Source organism: Actinoplanes sp. NPDC026619, from assembly GCF_040638295.1.
Taxonomy (GTDB): Bacteria; Actinomycetota; Actinomycetes; order Mycobacteriales; family Micromonosporaceae; genus Actinoplanes.
The window spans coordinates 1-19709 of record NZ_JBEZYA010000030.1 but is presented as its reverse complement, the minus strand read 5'-3'; the positions used below and the strand labels follow the sequence as shown (position 1 = coordinate 19709).

Annotated in this window: 15 protein-coding genes; 5 read left to right on the top strand and 10 right to left on the bottom strand. The window is 67.4% G+C overall.

Annotated elements, in window-relative coordinates; translation table 11 throughout:
- Positions 1 to 298: 298 nt before the first annotated feature.
- The 8 genes from AB0E90_RS42250 to AB0E90_RS42215 all read right to left on the bottom strand — a co-directional run bounded on the left by AB0E90_RS42250 (position 299) and on the right by AB0E90_RS42215 (position 11048).
- Complete coding sequence (locus AB0E90_RS42250) at positions 299 to 1237, bottom strand: DUF4192 domain-containing protein (RefSeq protein WP_360417956.1); 939 nt, start codon at positions 1235 to 1237, stop codon at positions 299 to 301.
- Between the two features lie 218 nt (positions 1238 to 1455).
- Complete coding sequence (locus AB0E90_RS42245) at positions 1456 to 2679, bottom strand: hypothetical protein (RefSeq protein ID WP_360417955.1); 1224 nt, start codon at positions 2677 to 2679, stop codon at positions 1456 to 1458.
- 296 nt (positions 2680 to 2975) lie between these two features.
- A complete protein-coding gene (locus AB0E90_RS42240) occupies positions 2976 to 4037 on the bottom strand; it encodes a DUF932 domain-containing protein (protein ID WP_360417954.1) in 1062 nt (353 codons plus the stop codon).
- A gap of 619 nt (positions 4038 to 4656) precedes the next feature.
- Positions 4657 to 5259: a hypothetical protein gene (locus AB0E90_RS42235; RefSeq protein WP_360417953.1), complete on the bottom strand. Its 603-nt coding sequence runs from the start codon at positions 5257 to 5259 to the stop codon at positions 4657 to 4659.
- A 114-nt stretch (positions 5260 to 5373) separates the two neighbouring features.
- A complete protein-coding gene (locus tag AB0E90_RS42230; RefSeq protein ID WP_360417952.1) occupies positions 5374 to 5868 on the bottom strand; it encodes a hypothetical protein in 495 nt (164 codons plus the stop codon).
- Positions 5869 to 5983: 115 nt separating this feature from the next.
- Complete coding sequence (locus AB0E90_RS42225) at positions 5984 to 7486, bottom strand: ATP-binding protein (protein ID WP_360417951.1); 1503 nt, start codon at positions 7484 to 7486, stop codon at positions 5984 to 5986.
- An 817-nt stretch (positions 7487 to 8303) separates the two neighbouring features.
- Positions 8304 to 8807, bottom strand: coding sequence for a hypothetical protein (locus AB0E90_RS42220; protein WP_360417950.1), 504 nt, complete (start codon positions 8805 to 8807; stop codon positions 8304 to 8306).
- A 153-nt stretch (positions 8808 to 8960) separates the two neighbouring features.
- The gene (locus AB0E90_RS42215; RefSeq protein ID WP_360417949.1) at positions 8961 to 11048 is read right to left on the bottom strand and encodes a hypothetical protein; all 2088 of its coding nucleotides are present in this window, start codon (positions 11046 to 11048) and stop codon (positions 8961 to 8963) included.
- A gap of 140 nt (positions 11049 to 11188) precedes the next feature.
- On the opposite strand from AB0E90_RS42215, the gene AB0E90_RS42210 reads away from it, so the two are divergent.
- The 4 genes from AB0E90_RS42210 to AB0E90_RS42195 are packed head-to-tail and all read left to right on the top strand — an operon-like array spanning position 11189 to position 15373.
- Complete coding sequence (locus AB0E90_RS42210) at positions 11189 to 12280, top strand: tyrosine-type recombinase/integrase (protein ID WP_360417948.1); 1092 nt, start codon at positions 11189 to 11191, stop codon at positions 12278 to 12280.
- Positions 12277 to 12873, top strand: a complete 597-nt coding sequence (locus AB0E90_RS42205) for a hypothetical protein (RefSeq protein ID WP_360417947.1) — start codon at positions 12277 to 12279, stop codon at positions 12871 to 12873. The genes AB0E90_RS42210 and AB0E90_RS42205 overlap by 4 nt, the downstream gene beginning before the upstream one ends.
- Positions 12870 to 14801, top strand: coding sequence for a site-specific integrase (locus tag AB0E90_RS42200; protein ID WP_360417946.1), 1932 nt, complete (start codon positions 12870 to 12872; stop codon positions 14799 to 14801). The genes AB0E90_RS42205 and AB0E90_RS42200 overlap by 4 nt, the downstream gene beginning before the upstream one ends.
- On the top strand, positions 14798 to 15373 hold the full coding sequence (locus AB0E90_RS42195; RefSeq protein ID WP_360417945.1) for a DUF6262 family protein: 576 nt from the start codon (positions 14798 to 14800) through the stop codon (positions 15371 to 15373). The genes AB0E90_RS42200 and AB0E90_RS42195 overlap by 4 nt, the downstream gene beginning before the upstream one ends.
- Positions 15374 to 15940: 567 nt before the next feature.
- On the opposite strand, the gene AB0E90_RS42190 is transcribed toward AB0E90_RS42195, so the two are convergent.
- A complete protein-coding gene (locus AB0E90_RS42190) occupies positions 15941 to 18772 on the bottom strand; it encodes a hypothetical protein (RefSeq protein ID WP_360417944.1) in 2832 nt (943 codons plus the stop codon).
- A gap of 298 nt (positions 18773 to 19070) precedes the next feature.
- Here AB0E90_RS42190 and AB0E90_RS42185 point away from each other — a divergent pair, with 298 nt between their 5' ends.
- Positions 19071 to 19295, top strand: coding sequence for a hypothetical protein (locus AB0E90_RS42185; protein WP_360417943.1), 225 nt, complete (start codon positions 19071 to 19073; stop codon positions 19293 to 19295).
- A gap of 86 nt (positions 19296 to 19381) precedes the next feature.
- Here the strand turns inward: AB0E90_RS42185 and AB0E90_RS42180 are convergent.
- Positions 19382 to 19709 (bottom strand): transposase (locus tag AB0E90_RS42180; RefSeq protein WP_360417942.1); only part of this gene is annotated, 328 nt, incomplete at its 5' end.

Genomic DNA, 19709 nt, shown 5'->3' with positions numbered 1-19709 from the left:
GGAATTACCTCCACATAGAGCAGTGATGAGAGTTGCGCTCGGGCAGGCGCCCGAGCGGGGCTGGCCTGATCCGCCAAGGGCCGGCCGATCGGCGTGACCCGCAGGGCCCACCCCGGCGGGCACATCGACCAGGTGGTGGCTGGTAGGGGTGGGCTTGCGGGGCGCGACGCGGGCGGCCAGGATCAGTGGCCAGCCCACGCCGGCACCCGACCCGCAGCCACAACCTGACGACACGTCCAGCTCTTCAAGGCGGCTTGGCCTCCGCTTGCACCCGTTGCGCTGGCAGGCCGGTCGCTGGTCAACGCCCGGGTCTACAGCAGGAATCAGTGCGGGCCGGTCGCCGGAGACGGTGCGCGGGCACGTGGGTACGCACGACGCTGGTCACCAGCCGGGTCAGCCGGTCACCGGGACCTTGGTGGATGGCGCGTTTGCACGCCACGGTGGCCAGCGCGTGTTCGCCGCGCCGCCAGGCGCACCAGGCGGCCAGCGTCGCCGGGCCGGCGACGTAGCGGTCCGGGACGCGCCGGGTGACATCCAGCCACAGGTCGCGTTGCCACATGCACGCGCACACGACGCCGCATGCCGTTTCGAGGGCGTCGCGGTGGGTCAAGGCCAACGCCAGCGGCGCCACCTGCCCTGGGTTGAGGCGCTGGGCCTTCTTCGCCGTGGCCAGGACGTCGTCGAGCAGCCCGGTGACGGTGACATCCGGTGCCAGGGCCGTCAGTGCGGCCTCCGTCTCTGCCTGCGAAACCAAGTCAGGGGCGACCAGGGTGTTCAGAGCCTGCCGCGACGGCAGGGCCACGATGCCGTCGACAGTGAGCTGGGCGGCGACCGGGCTGGTGACCGGGTCGATGTCCACGCCGCGGCTGGCCTCACACGAGCAGCCGTCGAGCAGGCACACGCACCGGGAACCGGTGACCCACAGCAGCGTGTGCAGGGGCAGGAACAGGTCGATGATGCGGCCCATCGTGGTCAGGGTGGGCCGCATCGCCGGTGGGCCGTAGCCGATCAGCGCGACCTGCGCACATGGCTTGGCCGGGGCCCGCAACATCAGGCGCTCGCTGAGCGTCTCGGCGGAAAAACGCAGGGGTTCAGCGGCCACGGTGAGGATGCGCTGATCGGCGCCGAGGTAGACCGCGACGATCTCATCGTTCGGGTGGTAGCCCAGCAGGTACGGCACCGCGCCGAGCAGGTCCTGCGGGCTGCGGAAGGTGGTGTCGGGCAAAGAGTCGGTCATGATCGAGAGCTCCTTTCGCGGACGAGCGGGATCACGGGATAAGAGGTGCGCCGGATCGTCAGCGCCGGTGATGGGAGGCCAAGATCCGATGGCCTTCGGCGTCGTGCTGATGGGTCTCGCCGGCATGGGGCGTGGCCGGGCAGACGCCTGCCGTGGTCACCCCTCCCATTCGGCGGGCCGCAGGCGAGAGGGCCGATAGGCCGTCGCCCCGACCGGCGTCAAGACCCTTCAGCCGGCGCCGGCGCGGTGGCGCCGGGTCGTGGTGGGAGCGTGCCGAGCACCCGCACGGTGGTGGTGGCCTTGATCGGCTTGTTCTGCGGGCCCCGCAGATGCGGTCGCACGACGATCCAGTCCCGCAGCGACCGGCCGGGTCCGTGCGGCTGGTTCCGCCAGTGGGGTGTCACCCACCAGCGGTAGTCACGCTCACCGACGGTGCCGGTGCCGGGGTGCCGGGTGGGTGCCGAGGTCGTGTGCGTACCGCGGATCCGCACCAGCTGGACCTCGGGCTCGGGCCGCTTCGCGCGCTGATAGCTCTTGCGGATGGACCTGTCGATTTTCGCCGGTGTCGTTTCGGCGAGGCGCTGGCGGATGAGCCGCCACGTCGTCACCAGTGCGGCCGCCGGGTGGGTGGCGGTGACCGGCTGTCCGGGGCGCAGCGTGACGGCGAACGCGGGGATCAGCCAGCCGACCTGCGCGCGGAGCTGCTGCAGCGGCGACGGCGCCAGGCCGTCACCGACGCTGCGGTAGCCGACGAGCTGCACCGCGTCGCCGTGACTGCTCCACGACGCGGCGACGCACCGACGGCGATCATCGACCGGCAGGGCCCACGCGACGAAACCGTGCGCGGCCGGTAGATCACCCGGGACGAATCCCATCCTGGGTAGGGCCTGGGCGGCGTTGCGGGTGAGCTGGGTGAACTCCTCATCGACCCAGTACAGGCGGGCGGTCGCCAAGTTCGCCGCCAGCGGCCCGCGGACCGTGCGTTGGCTGAGTCCGAAGGGCAACGCGATGTCACCGGCGATCAGCGTGGCCAGCCGGTCGCGGATCTTCGGCAGCATTGTTGCCGGCACCGGGCTGGGCTCCCAGCGCCCGTCGACGGTCAGGGCGCGGCCGGGCCGCAGCGTGGCCAGTACCTGCTGCAGCATGGTGGACAGGTGCGCTGTCACTTCGGCGGCGAAGGCCATGCCGTGGGTCAGGATCCGGTCCAGCAGGCCGTGCAGGTCACGGGATTCCACCAGGGTGGCGCACTCGGCGCAGGCCGCCCAGCGGGTGCCGTAGTCCCGCACGACGGTGCCGTGGCCGGTGTCGACCTGGACCAGGACGCGCTGTGCCGTGGTGTAGATGTACAGGATTTTCGCGTCGGTGCAGAAGTCACAGACATAGGTGGCATCGAGGGCATCGGCCGCCACCGGCACCGGCGGGTGATCTGCGTCCTTCCACACAGGGTGGTGAAATGACACGGCACCGGAGGGCCACTCGGCGTACCGGTCGAGAGGGCTGCCGCACGTGCCGCATGCGAACCCTCCAGCCGGTGGTGCGGCTGCAGTGTTCTCGGGGCGGCGGTCGGTGCTACCCGCCGCGGTGGAACTCGATGGTGGGTGCATGGGGGTGGGTACGAGGTGAGTGATGTGCTGCGAAGGCGGCATCAGAAGTTCCTCCGGAACGCAGGACAGAGCGCCCACCGACACGGTGGGCGCCCTGACAGCGGAAGGCGGTGCGAAGTCGACGAGCTCCGGGGTTAGGCGGCTGTGGCGGCCAGGTGCAGTGCCTTCGACGCGGTAGTCTCCATCCGGTAGGCCGCATCCGCGTCGTCGATGCTGCGGGCCACGGAGGTGACGGCCTGCATGATGCCGCCGGCGCTGAGGTCGGCCCCGGCGATGAAGTGCGCGAGGATCGCGTCCTGCTGGTCCTTGGTGTAGTGCAGCTGCTGCGAGACGACCTTGATCGTTGCTTCCGGCTTGCGGACCGTGACGCCGGCCGCGCGTTCCAGATCAGCGACCGCGCGGGCGACGAAGTCGACGTTGAGGTAAGCGCGGATCGTGTCGACGGTCTGCGCGGTGATCAGGTCCAGCAGCTTGCGCATCGTCTCCGCCGAAGGGTCGACGATGCCGTCCTCGTCGGTGATGCGGGCACCGATGTGGGTGCGCCCGACCGCACCACGTTCGACGGTCTGGCCGTTTCTGCACACCTCGATGCGCAGCCACGGTGCCAGGGAGTACCGGCCCTCACCGGTCTCGGAGTTCTGCAGGAGGAATCCGCCGGAGATGACCGGCAGGTCGCTGCCGCGGCGCCCGTCGAACGGCGAGCGGTAGTTGCGCAGCAGCTCCGGTGCCATGACCTGCACGTCGGGGGAGACGAACCGCACGTACATGCGCCGGTCGGTCAGGTCGCAGGAGGCGATCTGCACCGCGACGCCGGCTTTCTCGATGCCCTTGATCGCCGCCATCAGCACGTCGAGGTTGTTGATACGTAGATACCGGTCGGACAGGAACGCCCGTGCGGTGCCGTCTCCGCTGTCGGGGGTTCGGCGCAGGCAGCGCACCAGGAACCGGCGGTCGTCGCGTTCCAGCCAGCTGTTGACGTTGGTGTCCAGCAGCGGAACGTTCTCGGCTGCCAGCCGGCGGAGATAGGGGACGGGAATGTCGAGCTTCGCGGCGACACCGCCCATTGCGACGTCGGAGAGAGCGAAGGTACCCGTGGTCAGGTCCACACCCGTCGAGGTCAGAACGGGTGCTGCGCGGGCAATTATCAGCTTGCCGCCGTCGGAGTGCATGGTGGCGGCGCTGGCGTAAATGTCCACCGACCGGGCTTGTTGATCTCTGAGTGTGGTGATCAGGCTGTTCATTCCGATATGGCGATTTGGTGCCACGGCGAGCGTCGGCTGAGTCATAGATCGTGCCTTCCAGGCGGGGCCGCCACCGTGACGGTGGCGGTCGGCGGGCACGCCCGCCCGGGCCTCGGCCGGCTGGGGCGAGCGCGTGCTGGCCCGCCGGTGCCGGGGCCGTGCCCGGCCAGCCGGGGCGGCAAGGTGGCAAAGGACGAGAAGATCTCTGGCCGAAGGCCAAGATGTTCTCGGACCGCCTTGCGCCCGGCGCCGGGTCGGCCACCGTGCCTGGCCAGCACCGCTGCCCCGCCTTGCCGAACCGGGAACCTCAGACGCTGAGAAATGGCTGATCGACCGGGAGGACCCCGGTGGCCGGGTGACATGCCATACCGAGCTCGACACATGCGGTTGATCGGTTGTCAAAGTTGCGTTCGACGCCCGCGCTGGGAGAGGGGTAGTAGGACGGGAACTGCCCGTGTCGTTCTCCGTTCCCGATGGTGCTTAGCCCGCCCACGGTGCCTGATCGGCGAGCAGGTGGTGGGGGCTTCATACGTGCCGTTACTCTGCCTCGCCGTGAGCCTTCTGCGATGACGTCTCAGGACGGCCGCGGCATCGACCCGTCAAGGGTCCAGGCGGCGCCGACACGAGCCGGGTATCGCCCGGTGCTGGCACGGTGACCCGGATACGACGGTCGTGCGGGATCGTCGGTCCGCGAGAGTCGACGCAAGACCCGGCTCGGGCGAGGCGGAGTACTTGCCGGGACCTCGACGTAGCGCTCCAAACGCAGCCGGACGTGGTCGACGTGCGAGTCGTAGGCGACGTACGTTCCGTCCATGATGGTGACGCCGAGCCGGTCACAGCACCCTACTGACACGGGGTACCAGCCGGTCACGGCGTAGGTGACGACGTGGCCGCAGGACAGGTCGAGGTCGAACACGCAGCGCCGGTGCTGGTCGCGGGGGGCATCCGGCGGCGGGGTGTTCGCTGTCGTGCTGTCGGCGTCGTGGCAGGGCTGGCAGATCGGCCCGAGGTCAGCGTCGTAGCCGGCGTCGCAGATCTCGCACACGATGCGCAGGCAACTGCGGCATTCACCGGAAGCGGTGGTGCCCCGGTCGGTGCTGCAGAACCCGCACGGGCCGGTCATGCAGGCCGCGGTGTGCTGGCCGGCCCGGTGGTCGTCGCAGGGATGCTCAGCCATGGTGACCTACCCCGACGAGCACGGAGGGGCCATTTCCACGATGCCGTTGCGGCAGCGTGGCGTTCGTGGCATGAGCCGGACGGAGCCGGGCTTGGTGGAGGACCTGGCGGGCGGTCATGACGGGATCCCGGCGACGGCGGCTGCGGTGAGTACGAACTCGCGGTAGGTGTGGTCGGCGATGTCGACGACCACGGCGAGCACCTTCTGCGGCAGATCGTCGGCGCTACGGAACACCTCCGGGATCAGCTGTCCGGAGGCCACGGTGATCCGGTCAGCGATAGTGACCATGACCAGGAAACCGCCGTCGCGGTGGTCGCCACCGACGGTCGCCTCGATACCCACTGCGGTGACCGGTGCCGTGATGTGGAGGATCTGCTGCTCGCAGCAGTGGTCGATGAAGGCAGCGACCTCAGTGCCGAAGTCACGGCCGCCAGGGTCCGTCAGCCTGAACAGACTGGGCAACTCAGCGTCATCGGTGTCGTCGGCTACGAGTTGTTCCAGCCGGGCCAGATCAGCCCAGACGGTCAGTTCAGCGGTAGCTGAGCGCACCGTCCGGCTTTCGGCGCGCCGCCATGGAAGGGGTATGCGGAAGAGGGCCTTGAGGAACATACGGTGCTCCTGAGCATCAAAACGGGCGCGCTCACCGGGTGGATGGGCGCCCCTGACGGGCGAACAGCAAGAGGTACTAATGCCGGGTTGAACCAGGGTGGCCGGGGCCGCAGGATCAGTCCGTGTGTCGTCGCGGGTGATAAAGCTCGACGCCGGCGTTGACAGCCTCCTTGTCGGGGTAGCCGGCGCCGTGCAGGTCGCTGACTGTCCACGCGAGCCGCAGAATCGCGTCGTATGCTCTCGCGGTCACCTGGCCGACCTCGACCATCCGCCGTAGGCCGCTGGTGGCCGACGCCGGGATGCGGAAAGCGGGCCGCCGCAAGACGTCGATAGATACCTCTGCGTTAGTAGAGAAGCCTTCCTGTGCCCATCGGGCGGCGGCGGCTGCTCGGGCCGTGACGACGTGCGCCGCGACGGTGGTGATCGACTCACCCGGGATGCCGCCGAATGCCGCCGGTTCGACGGTGACGCCGATGTCCAAGCGGTCGGAGATTGAGTGCATTTGGTTGCGGTAGCGCCGGCGAGCCGGCCCGCTGCATCCGTCGACTGGGATGTGGCTTGTCGAACAGGGACAGGGCCTGGACGTGGCGACCAGCTGAACGTCGGCAGCGAAAGTGATGGTGTCTCGTGCGCGAGCCACCTGAACGATCCGGCGGTCGAGAGGCTGGCGCAACGCCTGCAGCACCTCTGGCGAGAAGTCGGGTGCGTCGTGCAGTAGCAGTACCCCGCGGTGCGCCAAACTGACCGCGCCAGGTCGTCGGCCGCCGATCATGCTGGTCACCGATGTTGCGGGCACTGGAGCCTGCAATGGTGGGCGCCGGATGAGCGCGTCGACTGGTTGGCCTGCGGCGGCGTACAGCGCACTGAGCTCAACGGCCTGGCGATCGTCGAGATCCGGCAGCAGAGACCGCACACACTCGGCGATGAGCGTCCCCGACAGCCCCGGTGCAATGGTGACCCCGAGGTGATGCCGGCCCGCAGCGGCGACCTCGAGGGCGAACCTTGCCGGCGACATCCATGCCGGAAGGTGCGCCAGGCCTGCCTCGGCAGGTCCGCCACCTGCCATCGCACCAATGTCGAGCGGGGCGGGTAGCGGCGGCTCAGCGCCAGTGTTGGCCCAGGCGACGAATTCGGACAAAGAATTGACGGCGATCACGTGCACGCCGGGCACGAGCATCGCCTGCCGGGCGTTAGCGGCCGGCACGACGACCGTGCGGCACTCCAGCTCGGCGGCTGCGGCGACCAGAGCGAGCGTTTCGGGGACCGGGCGTACCGCGCCGTCGAGCCCGACTTCGCCGAGAAACACCGTCTCGCTCAGCGCGGTGAAGGGAAGGTGCCCCGCCGCTGCCAGAACCGCCGCGGTGACCGCCAGATCGGTGCTGGGATGCACCGACCACGGCCCCACAGGGGCGAAGGAGATGACGAATTTGCGATCCGGCCAGGTCAGGCCACTGTTGGTGATGCCGGCGTACACACGGTCGCGCAGCTCGGGATATGAGGTGCCTTCCGGGCCGACGGCGATCAGACTGCGGCCGCCGATCAGAGCGCTCACCTGGACGACGACTTCGCGCGGATTGCCGCCATTAGGCGTCACCGTCGCCACGCTCAAAGCTGTCATGCCGACCACCGCGACAGCCAGGTGCTGTGGTGCGTCGCCGCCGTGGCGAATCGCTGCCTTGGTCGGGCGCTGTCCAGGGGAAGCGACAGACCCGTGAGGGCGTCGCGGGTGTTGTCATCGATGGTGCGCAAGGACGGCCTCCGTAACCGGTGCGGTCCCGGCTGCCGAGCGTTGCGGTGGCTGCCGGGAGGGACGGCGCGACCCGGCCCGCCCGGCGTGGTGCCGGTGTCCAGCCCCGGCCCGCGGGCTGGCTACGTCGCCGCAGCCGTTCACCCCCCGGGCGATGCTGCGCGGGCACGGCTGGCCGGTGGCTTGACGTCGGCGCGCGCGAGCGGGACCGTGCCCAGTCCATCCCGCGCGGTCGACCGCACACGGCCCGCGCGGTGACCTATCGCAGGTCACCGCGGGCCGCGCCTACGGCATACCGAGGATGCCTTGAGCGACGCACAGGGCTCGCGCTCGTAGCTCGTCGGCGGCCTGCCGGACTGAGAACTCGTCGTTCTCCAGCCCGGACTCGTTCGCTTCGTCGCACACCGTTCCGCCTCGGACTGCATCGTGTCGGCGCCGACACCACCTCGAGGAACTCGGTGCGCCGCGTGCTACGGAACACCCCGCGCATCCCGGCGATGAACGCACGAGCCTTCCAGGATCGCGCAACAGGATCTCCTCGGCGCCGGTCGCAACGATGTAGCTGCCCGCCGCGTCGTCTGTACGCCACCGGCGGAGCAGCCCGATCTCGGTGAAGCGAGCCAGCTCGGCGTCGATGTTCACGCCACGGCCGTCAGACTCGCCAGCACCGATGTGGGTGTCATGCCTGTCACCAGTCCCATGAAGCCAGGGCATCGAGACGGTCGGCTTCAGCATCGAGCAGGATGTACTCGGCGCCGAAGCGATGCGCGTACCCCCATAGCCGCCACACCTCTTCCGGCACGGTGTCGGGGTGCTGATTGCGGTGCGCGGCGAGGTCGCCAGGCACGACCAGCAGCCAGCCGTAGATCGTGTCGTTGGCCGCGACACCGAAGTAGTCGCCCAGCTGAATGCAGACCTGCTCGGGGAGGTGGTTCGTCGACAGGTCGAGCACGCTTATGATCCGAGGACCGCCGGTCTTGGCGCTGAGCCGTCCGCGGCCGCGGTTCAACCAGCCGTGCAGCTGCTCTTCAGTGCCGGCGACCCGGATGCCATCCTCGCCGTTGGTCGTGATGATCGAGTACGTGCCGTCTGGATCGGGCTTGTCGACATCTTTGGAGATGGCGAACGTCTCTGTGGCATCGAGGACGGTGACGTCGTGTTGTGCCTCGACCCGTTCGAGCCTGGTCAACATGTCTTCCTCCGTGATGAAGTGAATGATTGGTCGGGTCACTTGGGCCTGAGCCGGCGGCGATGTGTCGCTGCGTTCACGCCCAGGTGTAGAGCACCGGGAAGGGTCGGTTGCGGGTCCCGGCAGGGCGGCGATGCCGCAGACCCTGCGCCGCCGCTAGGCCGGCGTGAGATCGAGCCGCAGACGCTGGCGTTCCAAGGCCAGCAGTGTCCGAGCGGGGGCGTGCCAGCGGTCGTCCCCAATGGCTGCAGTCGTCCGTCCGTCGATCAGGGCGTGTAGAGCAGGGACCTGCTCGGCGTAGGTCCCGCCGATCGACTGCAGGTCGGTACAGGCGCATATTGTGGCGTCGCGCATCTTCTTCGCCCAGGGGACGCTCTGATGGACCGCAGGGTGATGCTGCACGTGCCCGTTGGGGTCGCAATCGTGACTGGGCGCGCCGTAGCCAGCCATGCCGCACAAGCAGCCGTGGACATCCCCGGTCGGGAGTCGGAGTCCGTGGCGGCGTGCGCGGCCGTAGATCGGCCCTTCGCACAGGTGGTAGCCGAGCCAGACGACTGGTGGATGAACGCCGGCGGCTTGGGCGAGCAAGGCGACTTTGTCGTAGTCCCAGGCCCGGCCGCCGCGTTGCTGGCGGTGTCCGGCGACTTTCGGGTGCGTCAGCGTGCGCCAGTAGTCCGGGTGGACCGCGGTGGAGGCGACCATGTCTTTCTCGTCGGCGAAGCCGCCAGCGGTCAGGGCGTGTGGGAGCTGGTCGAGGAGCAGGTGGGCCAGTTCGCGGCGTACAGCCGGCACCGCCGGATCGTCTGCAGGAGCCAGGCGCGGGGCGTGGGACACCGCCACCGGCGCATCGGGCAGCTCGGGCAGGGCGGCACCGGCGGCGAGGTAGCCCAGCAGCACCGCGGCGAAATCGCTGAGCGTCTCCTCGAAGCCGCGGTTGCGGTCGTGGAAGTCGGGGACGGGCAGCCGCCGGCCGCCGCCGCGGTGCGCCACGCGGTGCGCCGCCTCGTGCAGCAGGACGAGACGGGTCCGGTGCCAGCTGACCAGGGTATTGCGGTGGATGGCGACGTCGCCGGTGCGCGGGTGGTAGAAGCCGTCGGAGCACGGCGATTCGTCGCTGTCGGAGTACACCCTGACCCGGTCCAGCGCGAACGCGCCGATCGCCCGGCGGACGAGCTGCTGCGTCTCGGTCAGTACCGTGCGTTCGGCGGCGGTGAGCTGCCGAACAGGAACCCATGTCGTCTTGTTCCGGGTGCGTTCGTAGTGGCGCACTCGCCGGGTCCGGGCGATCTCGACCCCGAGACGGTCCATGAACACCCAGAGCTGCCGCTGTGACAGGCCCGGGGCAGTGAGTTCGGTGTAGCCCTTATCGACCAGGTCGAGCGTGGCTTCCTCGTTGCCCGAGGCGGCGTAGAAGCACAGGGTGGGCAGGTGGGTGCGCGCCCACGTCCGCCACGCGGCCCGGGCCCGGGCGCGGCGGATGTCAGCGAAGTACTGCTCGGGCTCGTGCAGCTTTCCGCCGCCCAGCACGTGTTGGGCGAACCGGTCGATGACCTGCTGGTCTTCGCTGTCAGCGAGGATGGCCTGGACCGCGTCGCGCAGGGCGCCGGCCTCGATGACGGCCCGGTCGCGGTTCTGCAGGCCCTTGGCGTCCAGGGGCAGGTCGTAGGAGGCGAGCAAGCCGGGCATGGTGGTGACCAGCACACCCCCAATCCACACCCGGCCGGGCTGGCCGGTGAGCACGCAATCGCCGTGTCCCTCCGGCTGCTGGTAGCCGGGTTCGCTCAGCGCCCTGAACCGGCTCATGGCCTCGACGGCGAGGTCTTCGGAGCAGGCGACGGTGAAGACCGTTCCACGCGTACCTTCGCTGCGATGCAAGCGGTAGACGAGGACTTCGGTGCCGTCAGTGGATCGTGACGGGACGATGCCGTCGAGCAGCCGGCGGCGCTCGACGGCTGGGGTGAATCCGTAGCCGACGGTGTCGCAGCGCACCGGACCGACGTCGGGACTGCGGGCCAGGACGAGACAGGCGAGTTTCTTGCCTTCGCCGAACTGGCCGATCTGAGCGTCGGTTTTCGTCGAGTAGCCCAGCACGAGTCCCTCTTCGGGGATGCCGGGGCCGTCGTCGCTGATGGTCAGGACACCGTCCGCCCAGCAGATGCGGGCGGCGGGGTCCTCGTCGAGGGCGTTGGCAATCAGCTCGCACAGGGCGCGTACAAGTGTCCCTATCTTCATGATGATCTTCACCCCATGCATGTCAGGTACATGACTGCGGGGCCGACTGATTCATAGATATCCAAGGGGTGTTCGGTATTTCAGGCATGTTCGTTACGTCGTACCGTCCCGAGCGCGCGGAGCTCACTGAGAACCGGACGGGATGGGTGGTCGTGGGAGCCGACGACTGCGTCTTGCACCACGAGGGCTCGCTGTTCATTGCCGGGCTGCGGGAGGCCGGCCGGGCCTACAACACCGAGCGCACGTACGCGGGCCGTACGGCGCTCTTCCTTTCGTACTGCGCGTTCCAGCGGCTGGAGTGGCCTCGGGTCACGGTGTGGCAACTCACCCGGTTTCTACATTGGCTGGTGGAGACGCCGCTGCCGTCACGCGTCCGCGGTGGTGAAGGGCCGGACCGCTTCCGCGATGCGAACACCGCTAGCGCGATTGTCGGGACGGTTTGCGAGTTCCTGCGGTTCGGTGTCCGGATGGGCTGGGTCGAGCCCGAGTTGCTCGGGCAGTTGAGCGAGCCACGTTACCTGCGTTTCTTGCCGGCGGGCTTCGACCCGGGTGAGGGTGACCAGCGGCGGACGGTGCGGTCCCGGTTGATCAAGTTCGCGTCGGTCGATGCGGGGATCGAGTGGCTGACGGTCGAGCAGGTCGCGCGGCTGGTCGATGTCACCTGCCATGCCCGCGACCAGTTCGTGGTGCTGCTGTTGTGGTGCACGGGGATCCGGATCGGTGAGGCGCTCGGGCTGCACCGCGAGGACATGCACCTGTTGGCCGACTCGCAGGCCCTGGGTTGTCAGGTCAAGGGCCCGCATGTGCATGTGCGGCGTCGGCTGAACAGCAACGGTGCCTGGGCGAAGTCCCGGCGTCCGCGGGTCGTGCCGGTCACCAGTGAGCTCGGTGTCTGCTACGCCGACTATCTGCACGAGCGGGCGATGGTGCCGCAGGCGGAGGGCACCGTGCAGGTGCTGGTGAACCTGTTCCGGGAGCCGCTCGGGCGGGCCATGTCCTACTCGAGCGTGAAGGGCTTGTTCGACCGGCTGGCTCAGCGGACCGGCCTGATCGCGCGGCCGCACATGTTGCGGCACGGCGCCGCGACCGAGTGGATTCGCCAGGGGACCGACCGTGCGGTGGTCAAGGAGTTGCTCGGGCACGTATCGGACTCGTCGATGGACGTGTATATCCACGTGCCCGACGGTGCGAAGCGGGCCGCGGTCGAGCGGGCGGACGCCCGGCGTCGGGAGGTGACCCGGTGATCGTCGCGACGGACACGTACACGCCGGCGCCGAAGGTGATCGCTCTGCCGTTCGACCGGCATGCATGGCTGGCGTGGCTGATGCAGAACACGCCGTCGAACTGGCGGCCGGATGAGTGGGACAGCGAACATTGGCTGTTCACCGGGGATCCGGAGAAGACGGAGACTGCCATCTGGCGGTGCGACGGCCCCGGCTGTCACGTCGCGGTGCTCGGGGCCCGGAGCCTGTGCCATTCCTGCGAAGATCAGCTGCTCGCCAGCGGGTTGGGCCAGGAGGAGTTCGTCGCGTCCGGCGGACGCTCGATGGTGCGGTCGGTGCCTGGAACGCGGCCGTCGTGCTCGGTCGAACGCGATGGGGTGCAGTGCGCGCAGGAGGCGTCCGTCAGAGGTGCCTGCCAGGCTCACCACGGACAGTGGCGCTATCGGGTCCGGCGGGGCCTGACATCGCTGAACCTCGAGGACTGGCTGCGCGCCTACGCCGAGCCGAGGCCGGCTCACCTGCCTTGCCGGGTGGGTGCCTGCACCAGCGGCGCGACCCAGCGGCTGCCCTGTGCACCTACCACCGGCTCCGGTGGCACCACCGTCGCAAAGTGACGGGCCTGGTCAACCCCATCGACGCCGATCTGGACGGCTGGGTAGCGGGACAGAGTCCCTACCTGACCGGGTTCCAGTTCTCGCTGATCGGGCTACCCGAGTTGCTGCGCCACGAGTTGCTCTACGCCCTGGTCGAGCGCGACCAGCAGCGACACACGCTCAGTCCGAACGCGACCCGGATGGTGATCCGCGGTCTGGCCGGCGTGGAGTCGATCGCCGCGCTGATCGACAAGACTCTTCCCGGTCGCAGTCGCATCGACAGCAACGGCAAGGCCCATTGGAACGACATCGTCCGGGTGGTGCGCAGCGCGTTCGGCCGGTTCCGCGGCATCGACCCGCTGGATCAGCCGGTCTGGGAACTGAGTGACCTGGGCCTACGCTCGCGCACCCGCTCCGGTGTCCGTGTCAACCCGCGCCAGCTGGACGTCACCCGGCTACGCCAGGACTGGCTGCGCCAACTGCTAGCGGACTGGGTCAAGCAGACCAACCCGAGCAACGCGGCGTTCCGCCGGACCTTCGAGGCGTGCCTGGCGGCATCGCAGGCCCTGGCCGCGCGGCCCGGCGGTGGTCATGACCCGGGCGCGTTGAAGGCCGCCGACATGGACGCCGTCGTCACAATTATCCGGAACCGGCAGCGCCGCGACGGCAGCGGCCCACTGTCATATGGCTCTCGCTCCGAAATCCTCAGCTCGTTCTGCCAGCTGCTCGACGCCGGCCGCCGCCTCCAGTTGCTCGACCACCTCGCCTCCGCGTTCGCCCGTCAGCAGCACCACACGATCCCCTACGAGGACTCCTCCGAAGATCAGGCCGGCAAGGCCATCCCCGAACTGGTCATCGCTCAACTCGACGCCCACACGCATCTGATCGGTGGCAACACTGCCTACGGAGAGTTTCCGCCCGAGGCGGTGCAGGCCATGTTCCACACCATCTACATCCTGCTGCGCGACACCGGTCGCCGACCGTGGGAAGTGCGCTGGCTGCGCGTCGACTGCCTGGACGGCAACGCCGGCGAGTACGTCCTCATCTGGGACAACCACAAGTCCCGGAGAAACCGACGCCGGCTGGAGATCGGCCGTCAGACCGCCTTCGCCGTCCAGGAATGGCTCGCCATACGGCAGACGCTGAAAATCCCGGCCCGCTCCCGGACCTTCCTGTTCCCAGCGACCAAGAACGGCCACGACGCGTGCATCGACGCCGACACCGTAATCAGGATGCTCCGCCGCTGGGTCGACAGCCTGCCCGAACTACTCACCGACACCGTCGACAAGGACGGCCAGCCGCTGCCCTTCGACCGCAGCCGCGTGTTCGCCTACGCCTTTCGGCACACCTACGCCCAACGCCACGCGGACGCCGGCACCGACCTGCACACCCTGCGTGACCTCATGGACCACAAATCAGCCGACACCACCCTGGGCTACTTCAAAGTCTCCGTCCAGCGGCGCCGCAGCGCGGTAGAGACCATGCGCAAACACGTCGTCGACCGCTACGGCCAACCAGCCTCGACCACCTCGGCGACCGCCTACGAAGCCCGCTCGGTCGCCGTGCCGTTCGGCAACTGCACTGAACCATCCAACGTCAAAGCCGGCGGCGGCCAGTGCCCGATCCGATTCCAATGTTCTGGCTGCGGCTTCTACCGGCCCGACCCGTCCTTCCTCCCCGCGGTCGAAGACCACATCCGGGCGCTCAAAGCCGACCGCGAGACCGCTCGCGCCTTGGATGTCGCCGAGTTCGTCGTGCGGAACCTCACGGACCAAATCGACTCCTTCCAAAATGTTGTCAGCAAGATTCGTACCCAGCTCGCCGTCATGCCGGACGACGAACGCCGCCACTTGGAAGAAGCCTCAGCGGTCCTGCGAAAGACCCGCGCCGCGGCCCCACTACCTCTACTTCCCATCCCCTCCATCCCCGCCCGGAGCAACCCCCAATGAGCCAGCCCCGAATCCCCGCCGAGGTTCTCCGCGATGCGCGCCAGAAGGACTCCCGCGACAAACGCGCTCGTGTCTTGTCGGCGGTCGACCGGTTCCTCGCCGACAACGAGCCGATCACCTTCACCGGCGTCGCTCGAGCCGCGAACGTCTCTCACTGGCTCGTCTACGCCGCGGGCATGCGCGAGTACATCGACGCTGCACGCCGCCGCCAATCCCGCGCCGCCACCAACGACGCCCGCGCGGCCGTCATCGCCCCGGCAGGATGGAAGGTCGAACAACAACTGCTCCAACAGGACAACCGGCGCCTACGCGAAGAAGTGGACCGCCTCAAAGCCGCGGTCCGCCGCAACCTCGGCCAACAACTCGACCAATTCGGCGCCGCCAATCTCGGCACTCGCGTCGATGAGCTCACTGTGCTGAACCAGCGGCTCCAAAGCGATCTCGAAAGGGCGCGGGCACTCATCACCGACCTGACCGGGCAACTCAACGAGGCACACGACGATCTAGCCGCAGCTCGGACCAGTATTCGCCGACTGATCCGAGTCGAGAACACTGCCAGCGCCACGTCCTGAAACGTAGGGCCGCCGGGCCACGCGCGGCCAACCTTAAGCTAACGCCGACTTCCACGGGCGGGGCCCCGCCGGCAAATTCGCCGATGGTGGATCCCGCCCTCGTCGTCGCCACACCAGATAGCTGGCACCCTGGTGTCGGCGCACGGGCTCAGTTGCCAGCCGCGTACGCCAACTCGTACAGAGCAATCATGGCCTTGCGAACTGGGTGCGCGCGCTCGGCCGACGAGACGACGGCCTAACGCCAAGGTCAACGACTACTCGATGCGACGCGTAGGCGAGTCCAGCGGCTTCCGGATCCGGTGATAGTGCACCCGATTAGTTAAGTTATATTCGAAGTACCCGATTCCGTGCGGAAGCTACTAATCAAACCCTGAATCAATTCGTGATATACGGACGCTTGTCCATCCCGCCAGCACTCTGAAGCGTGCCCGCCCATCGAGATGAGGCAACATAGCTTTCAAAAAGAGGCTGACCACAATGGCGCCAGGGAACCCGGTTTCCTTGTGTTTTCCGCTCCGCAACCCACATGGCATCGGCATAGCGAGATTCACTACCTGAATAGCCATTTCACGGTAAGAGTAGGAAGCGATAGTGATTCAGGAACTCTCTACGGTTGTCGACGCTGTCGATCGCGTTCGCGAGACGGGCGTACCGGTCGGAACGTTCAATCGCGGCGTAGTCGGCCTTAAGCGCCGCCATGACGGAGGGCCGCACTCGCCCTTGTTGGGCGTCGATCGCGCACATGACCGCCGCTGCTTCGCAGTACCAGTACGGCGACCCGGTCTGCTCGGCTATTTCCCAGGAGAGACGTTCCCAATGTCGAGAGGTACCCCAAAGATTGGCCAATTCGGGGGGCTGATTCCCCAGCAGGACGAGGTACTTCCCCACCGCGATCCGGGCGAAGGTGTTCTCGAATGCCGACCGGCGACAATCGGCCACCCGGCTACCACCTGAACTACGAAGCAGGTCGATTATTGTAACGTCGTAATGGAGGGACCCGATTTCGCGCGCCTTGCCAATTGCCCGATAGGTCTCGAGAACCGTGTCCGCATGCAGATCAAATTCCGCCAGGCGAAGCGCGGCCTCCTCACTGTCGCCCGCAATCCAGCTGACAACGAAACGGGCGCCGGTGACTCGGGCCATGGCCTGCCGGAGATAAAGGGCGTGTTGAACGCCACCCGCATAGGCCGCGTCAAAATTCGACAACACATCGGATGCGGAGACGCCGCTAGCCAGTGCGCGCAGGTCTTCCCACGCCTCATCGGGTTGCCGCCCGAAGAGCAGGAGGCACTCCACAAGCTCACGGACGGCCCGCCCGTGAGTCAGCAACCGACCCACCAAATCCGGCTCGGACTCCGATATCTCGATGGCGCGAAGCAGTACCTTCATTGCAGAGCGCCATTCGCCCCGGCGGACATGCGCCTCGCCTACGGCGGTCAGGTAATCGATCTGTTCGGGCGCCGTCCGGTCGGCACTCTCTACGGAAAGGAGCCACTCAGCGGCAGTTTCGGGCTCGCCGACGGCGAGCCAAGCGCGGGCAACGTCAGGCTTGATGGTAATGGCAATGTCATTGGTTCCCTCTAACGAGCGCGAATACGTTCCAATTATGCGCAGCAGATATTCTGGCTCGGAGACGCGAGCATTGGCGAACAGGTAGTTTAGATGATCACGGCGTGCTTCCTTGAAGTCAGCATCGGATCGCCATTCATCGTGGTGGAAGATATCGTCGAACTTGGAGTGCAACAAATCCAGCACGGGTTCGTTGGCAAACCGACGGACAACACTCGACATCGCAAGAAACACGATCGGCAGTCGGCATTCTCGGAGCTTCTCGAACTCAATCTCGGGCAACACCGAAATCACCGCGATAATGCTCATTGTCCAGCTCATCGTGTCCGCCGCGAGCAACGGATCCGCCGTAGGAGAGGCACGGTGCACCTTGCTCGACGCCGCCCGCAACAGGGCGATGCAAACGTCCTCGACCCACCGGCGGGAGAAGTGTGATCGCACTATCCGGTGTGTCAGCGGATGGACGAAGATCTCGTCGCCCTTCGACTCGACCAAGCACCTTCGCTGCAGCTCGCGGAGCGCGCCAGCAAACCTGGCGCCGGAAAGACTCCGTTTATCCTCGGGAAGCAGCAGGGTGAACGCTGCGCGGACAAGGCCTGTCGGCATCGCCGACGGTAACAACCGTGCCGTCACGGCCCACAGCCACAACGCTTCGACGGATCGTTCGTCCTGTTCGAGCGTCTCGATAGTCCGCCGGTACACATGGCTCAGCGTCTCCTCGATCGGCCTCGGCACCCGCGATAACACACCCGCAACGCTGATCTCGAGGTCGGTGCAAAGGTCAGCGACGGAATAGGCGCCATCGGCGTCAACGAGCGCGGCGGCGTGAGTGATGGCCAGCGGCCGCCCGTGTAACGCCCGAGCCAGCAAGGCGGCTTCCTCGCCGCCCGCTGGCCCGAGCAGCTGCACCGCAAGGCTCCTCGCCTCCTCCGGTTCCATGTCCTTGACTATTAGGACCGCGGCCATCCCGGCGGGAAGGAGGTCTTCCCTGCTGGTGATCACGATTCGGCTCGACGTCTCGGGATGGGCCAGCGTCTCGGCAAGATCGGCTGTCACCAGGTTGTCGAGCACCACGTAGGCGGGCGCAGCGGAGGAGCAGAGGTACCCCGCAAAAGCCCGTACAATCTCGTCGGCCGCCAGACCGGTGGTGGAGGCACCGTTACGGGCCAGTTCGGCCGTCATATCTAGTAACGCCTGCTTCTCGTCCGCTGACCGGAGGTACACGGTTCGCTGGTCGCGATCGCCTCGAACGAGCTGTGCCGCCAGCCGTGACTTCCCGCAGCCCGCCTCGCCGACCAACGCGACGACCTTGACGCCTTGCTCGATCAGGGCTTGGAAGGCGTGCTCATAGGCTGGGCGTGACACATACGAGGTTCGGCCATCGGCCGGACCACCGCTTCTGACTGATGCCGCTGCGGCGATGCCGACCAGATCCCGGCCAGAGACTTCTGCTTCACGCTCGAGCATCTCCAGGATTCCGGCCAGCCGGTCGCGAAACTCGGCGAGAATCCGGCGCAAGGTCCGCGGCGCCACCTGAAGCCCGGACTCCTCCTCGAACCATTCGACATACGCCTGATAGCCGTACGGCTGTCCGTTCTGTCGAGGCGGCAGACCGGTCCGCAATCCGCACACTGTCTGTCCCATCGCCCGCCACGAGACGGCGGAGCCGGGTGGATGAGCGGTATCGGGCAGCCGCGAAACTGCGCTCCGCACGACGTTGAGCAAGGCCCGGGTCGGATCGATATCCCAGACGTCCGGCTGCAACGCCCGCACGATCCGGGTGAGGTCTGGCAACTCCTTGGGATCGTCGTGCCTGCTGTCGCGATACACGGCGGGAAGCGGTCTTCTCAGGGCCCTAACCAGCTCGGCCTGCAGGGGCTCTATGCCACGTTGTTTTGCTGCCCGAACGACCACAATCGACGACACTACAGTCCTTACCGGCCGGTGACGACCGTCGCTTTCGCGGCTCGGTGGCCGCGTACGGGGGTGAGCGGCCACATGTCGGCCGCGCAGCTGGCCGTCGGCGACATTGAGCGGCCGAGACCTCCAACAATACGATTTGGCCAGACAGTGCGCCTTCGATCACCGATGCCGACACGTGGGTCATCGATGAGAGGAGGTGAAGAAATTGACTACGAATTCGCGGAACCGCGCGCGGGATGATCACCGGGCTCTCTGGCTCGCCCTGATCACCCTCACCGCGGTGATCGTCGGCGCCGCGGCTGGACTGCTGACCTGGGCGGCGGGGAATCGGCCGGCCGGCGCCGTCCTCGCCGGCGGCGGCACCTTCGGGGCCACCGTTCTGGTTCTCCTAACCGTGTTCGCCTTCATGACGGCCACGGGCAGCGACTGAGGGAGACGACGACCAAGAGCCGGATCCTCGAGCGTCGACGCGCCGAGGATCCGGCCGTCTGCGCTGTGAAGACTCCGGCCGTTCTCCTACTGTCGTGAGTCGTTAATGCGGGTGCAGTAGCGGGCGATGGAGTCGAGGATCTGGTCGGCGGTCTTGGTCCAGACGTAGGGCCGGGGGTTGTCGTTCCAGGTCTTCATCCAGGTCCGGATGTCTTTGTTGAGGTCGCGGACGCTGCGGTGCGTGCCTCGTTGCAGCTTCTTCGTGGTGAGTTCGCCGAACCAGCGTTCGACGAGGTTCAGCCACGATGAGCTGGTCGGGATGAAGTGCAGAACGAAGCGGGGATGCGCGGCCAGCCAGCGTTTGACGGTCGGGGTTTTGTGGGTGGAGGCGTTGTCCAGCACCACGTGTACGTCC

Coding starts and splice junctions, on each gene's coding strand:
- AB0E90_RS42225 (WP_360417951.1), bottom strand. CDS start 7,486: ATGACAGCTTTGAGCGTGGCGACGGTGACGCCTAATGGCGGCAATCCG.
- AB0E90_RS42220 (WP_360417950.1), bottom strand. CDS start 8,807: ATGTTGACCAGGCTCGAACGGGTCGAGGCACAACACGACGTCACCGTC.
- AB0E90_RS42195 (WP_360417945.1), top strand. CDS start 14,798: ATGAGCCAGCCCCGAATCCCCGCCGAGGTTCTCCGCGATGCGCGCCAG.
- AB0E90_RS42230 (WP_360417952.1), bottom strand. CDS start 5,868: ATGTTCCTCAAGGCCCTCTTCCGCATACCCCTTCCATGGCGGCGCGCC.
- AB0E90_RS42250 (WP_360417956.1), bottom strand. CDS start 1,237: ATGACCGACTCTTTGCCCGACACCACCTTCCGCAGCCCGCAGGACCTG.
- AB0E90_RS42235 (WP_360417953.1), bottom strand. CDS start 5,259: ATGGCTGAGCATCCCTGCGACGACCACCGGGCCGGCCAGCACACCGCG.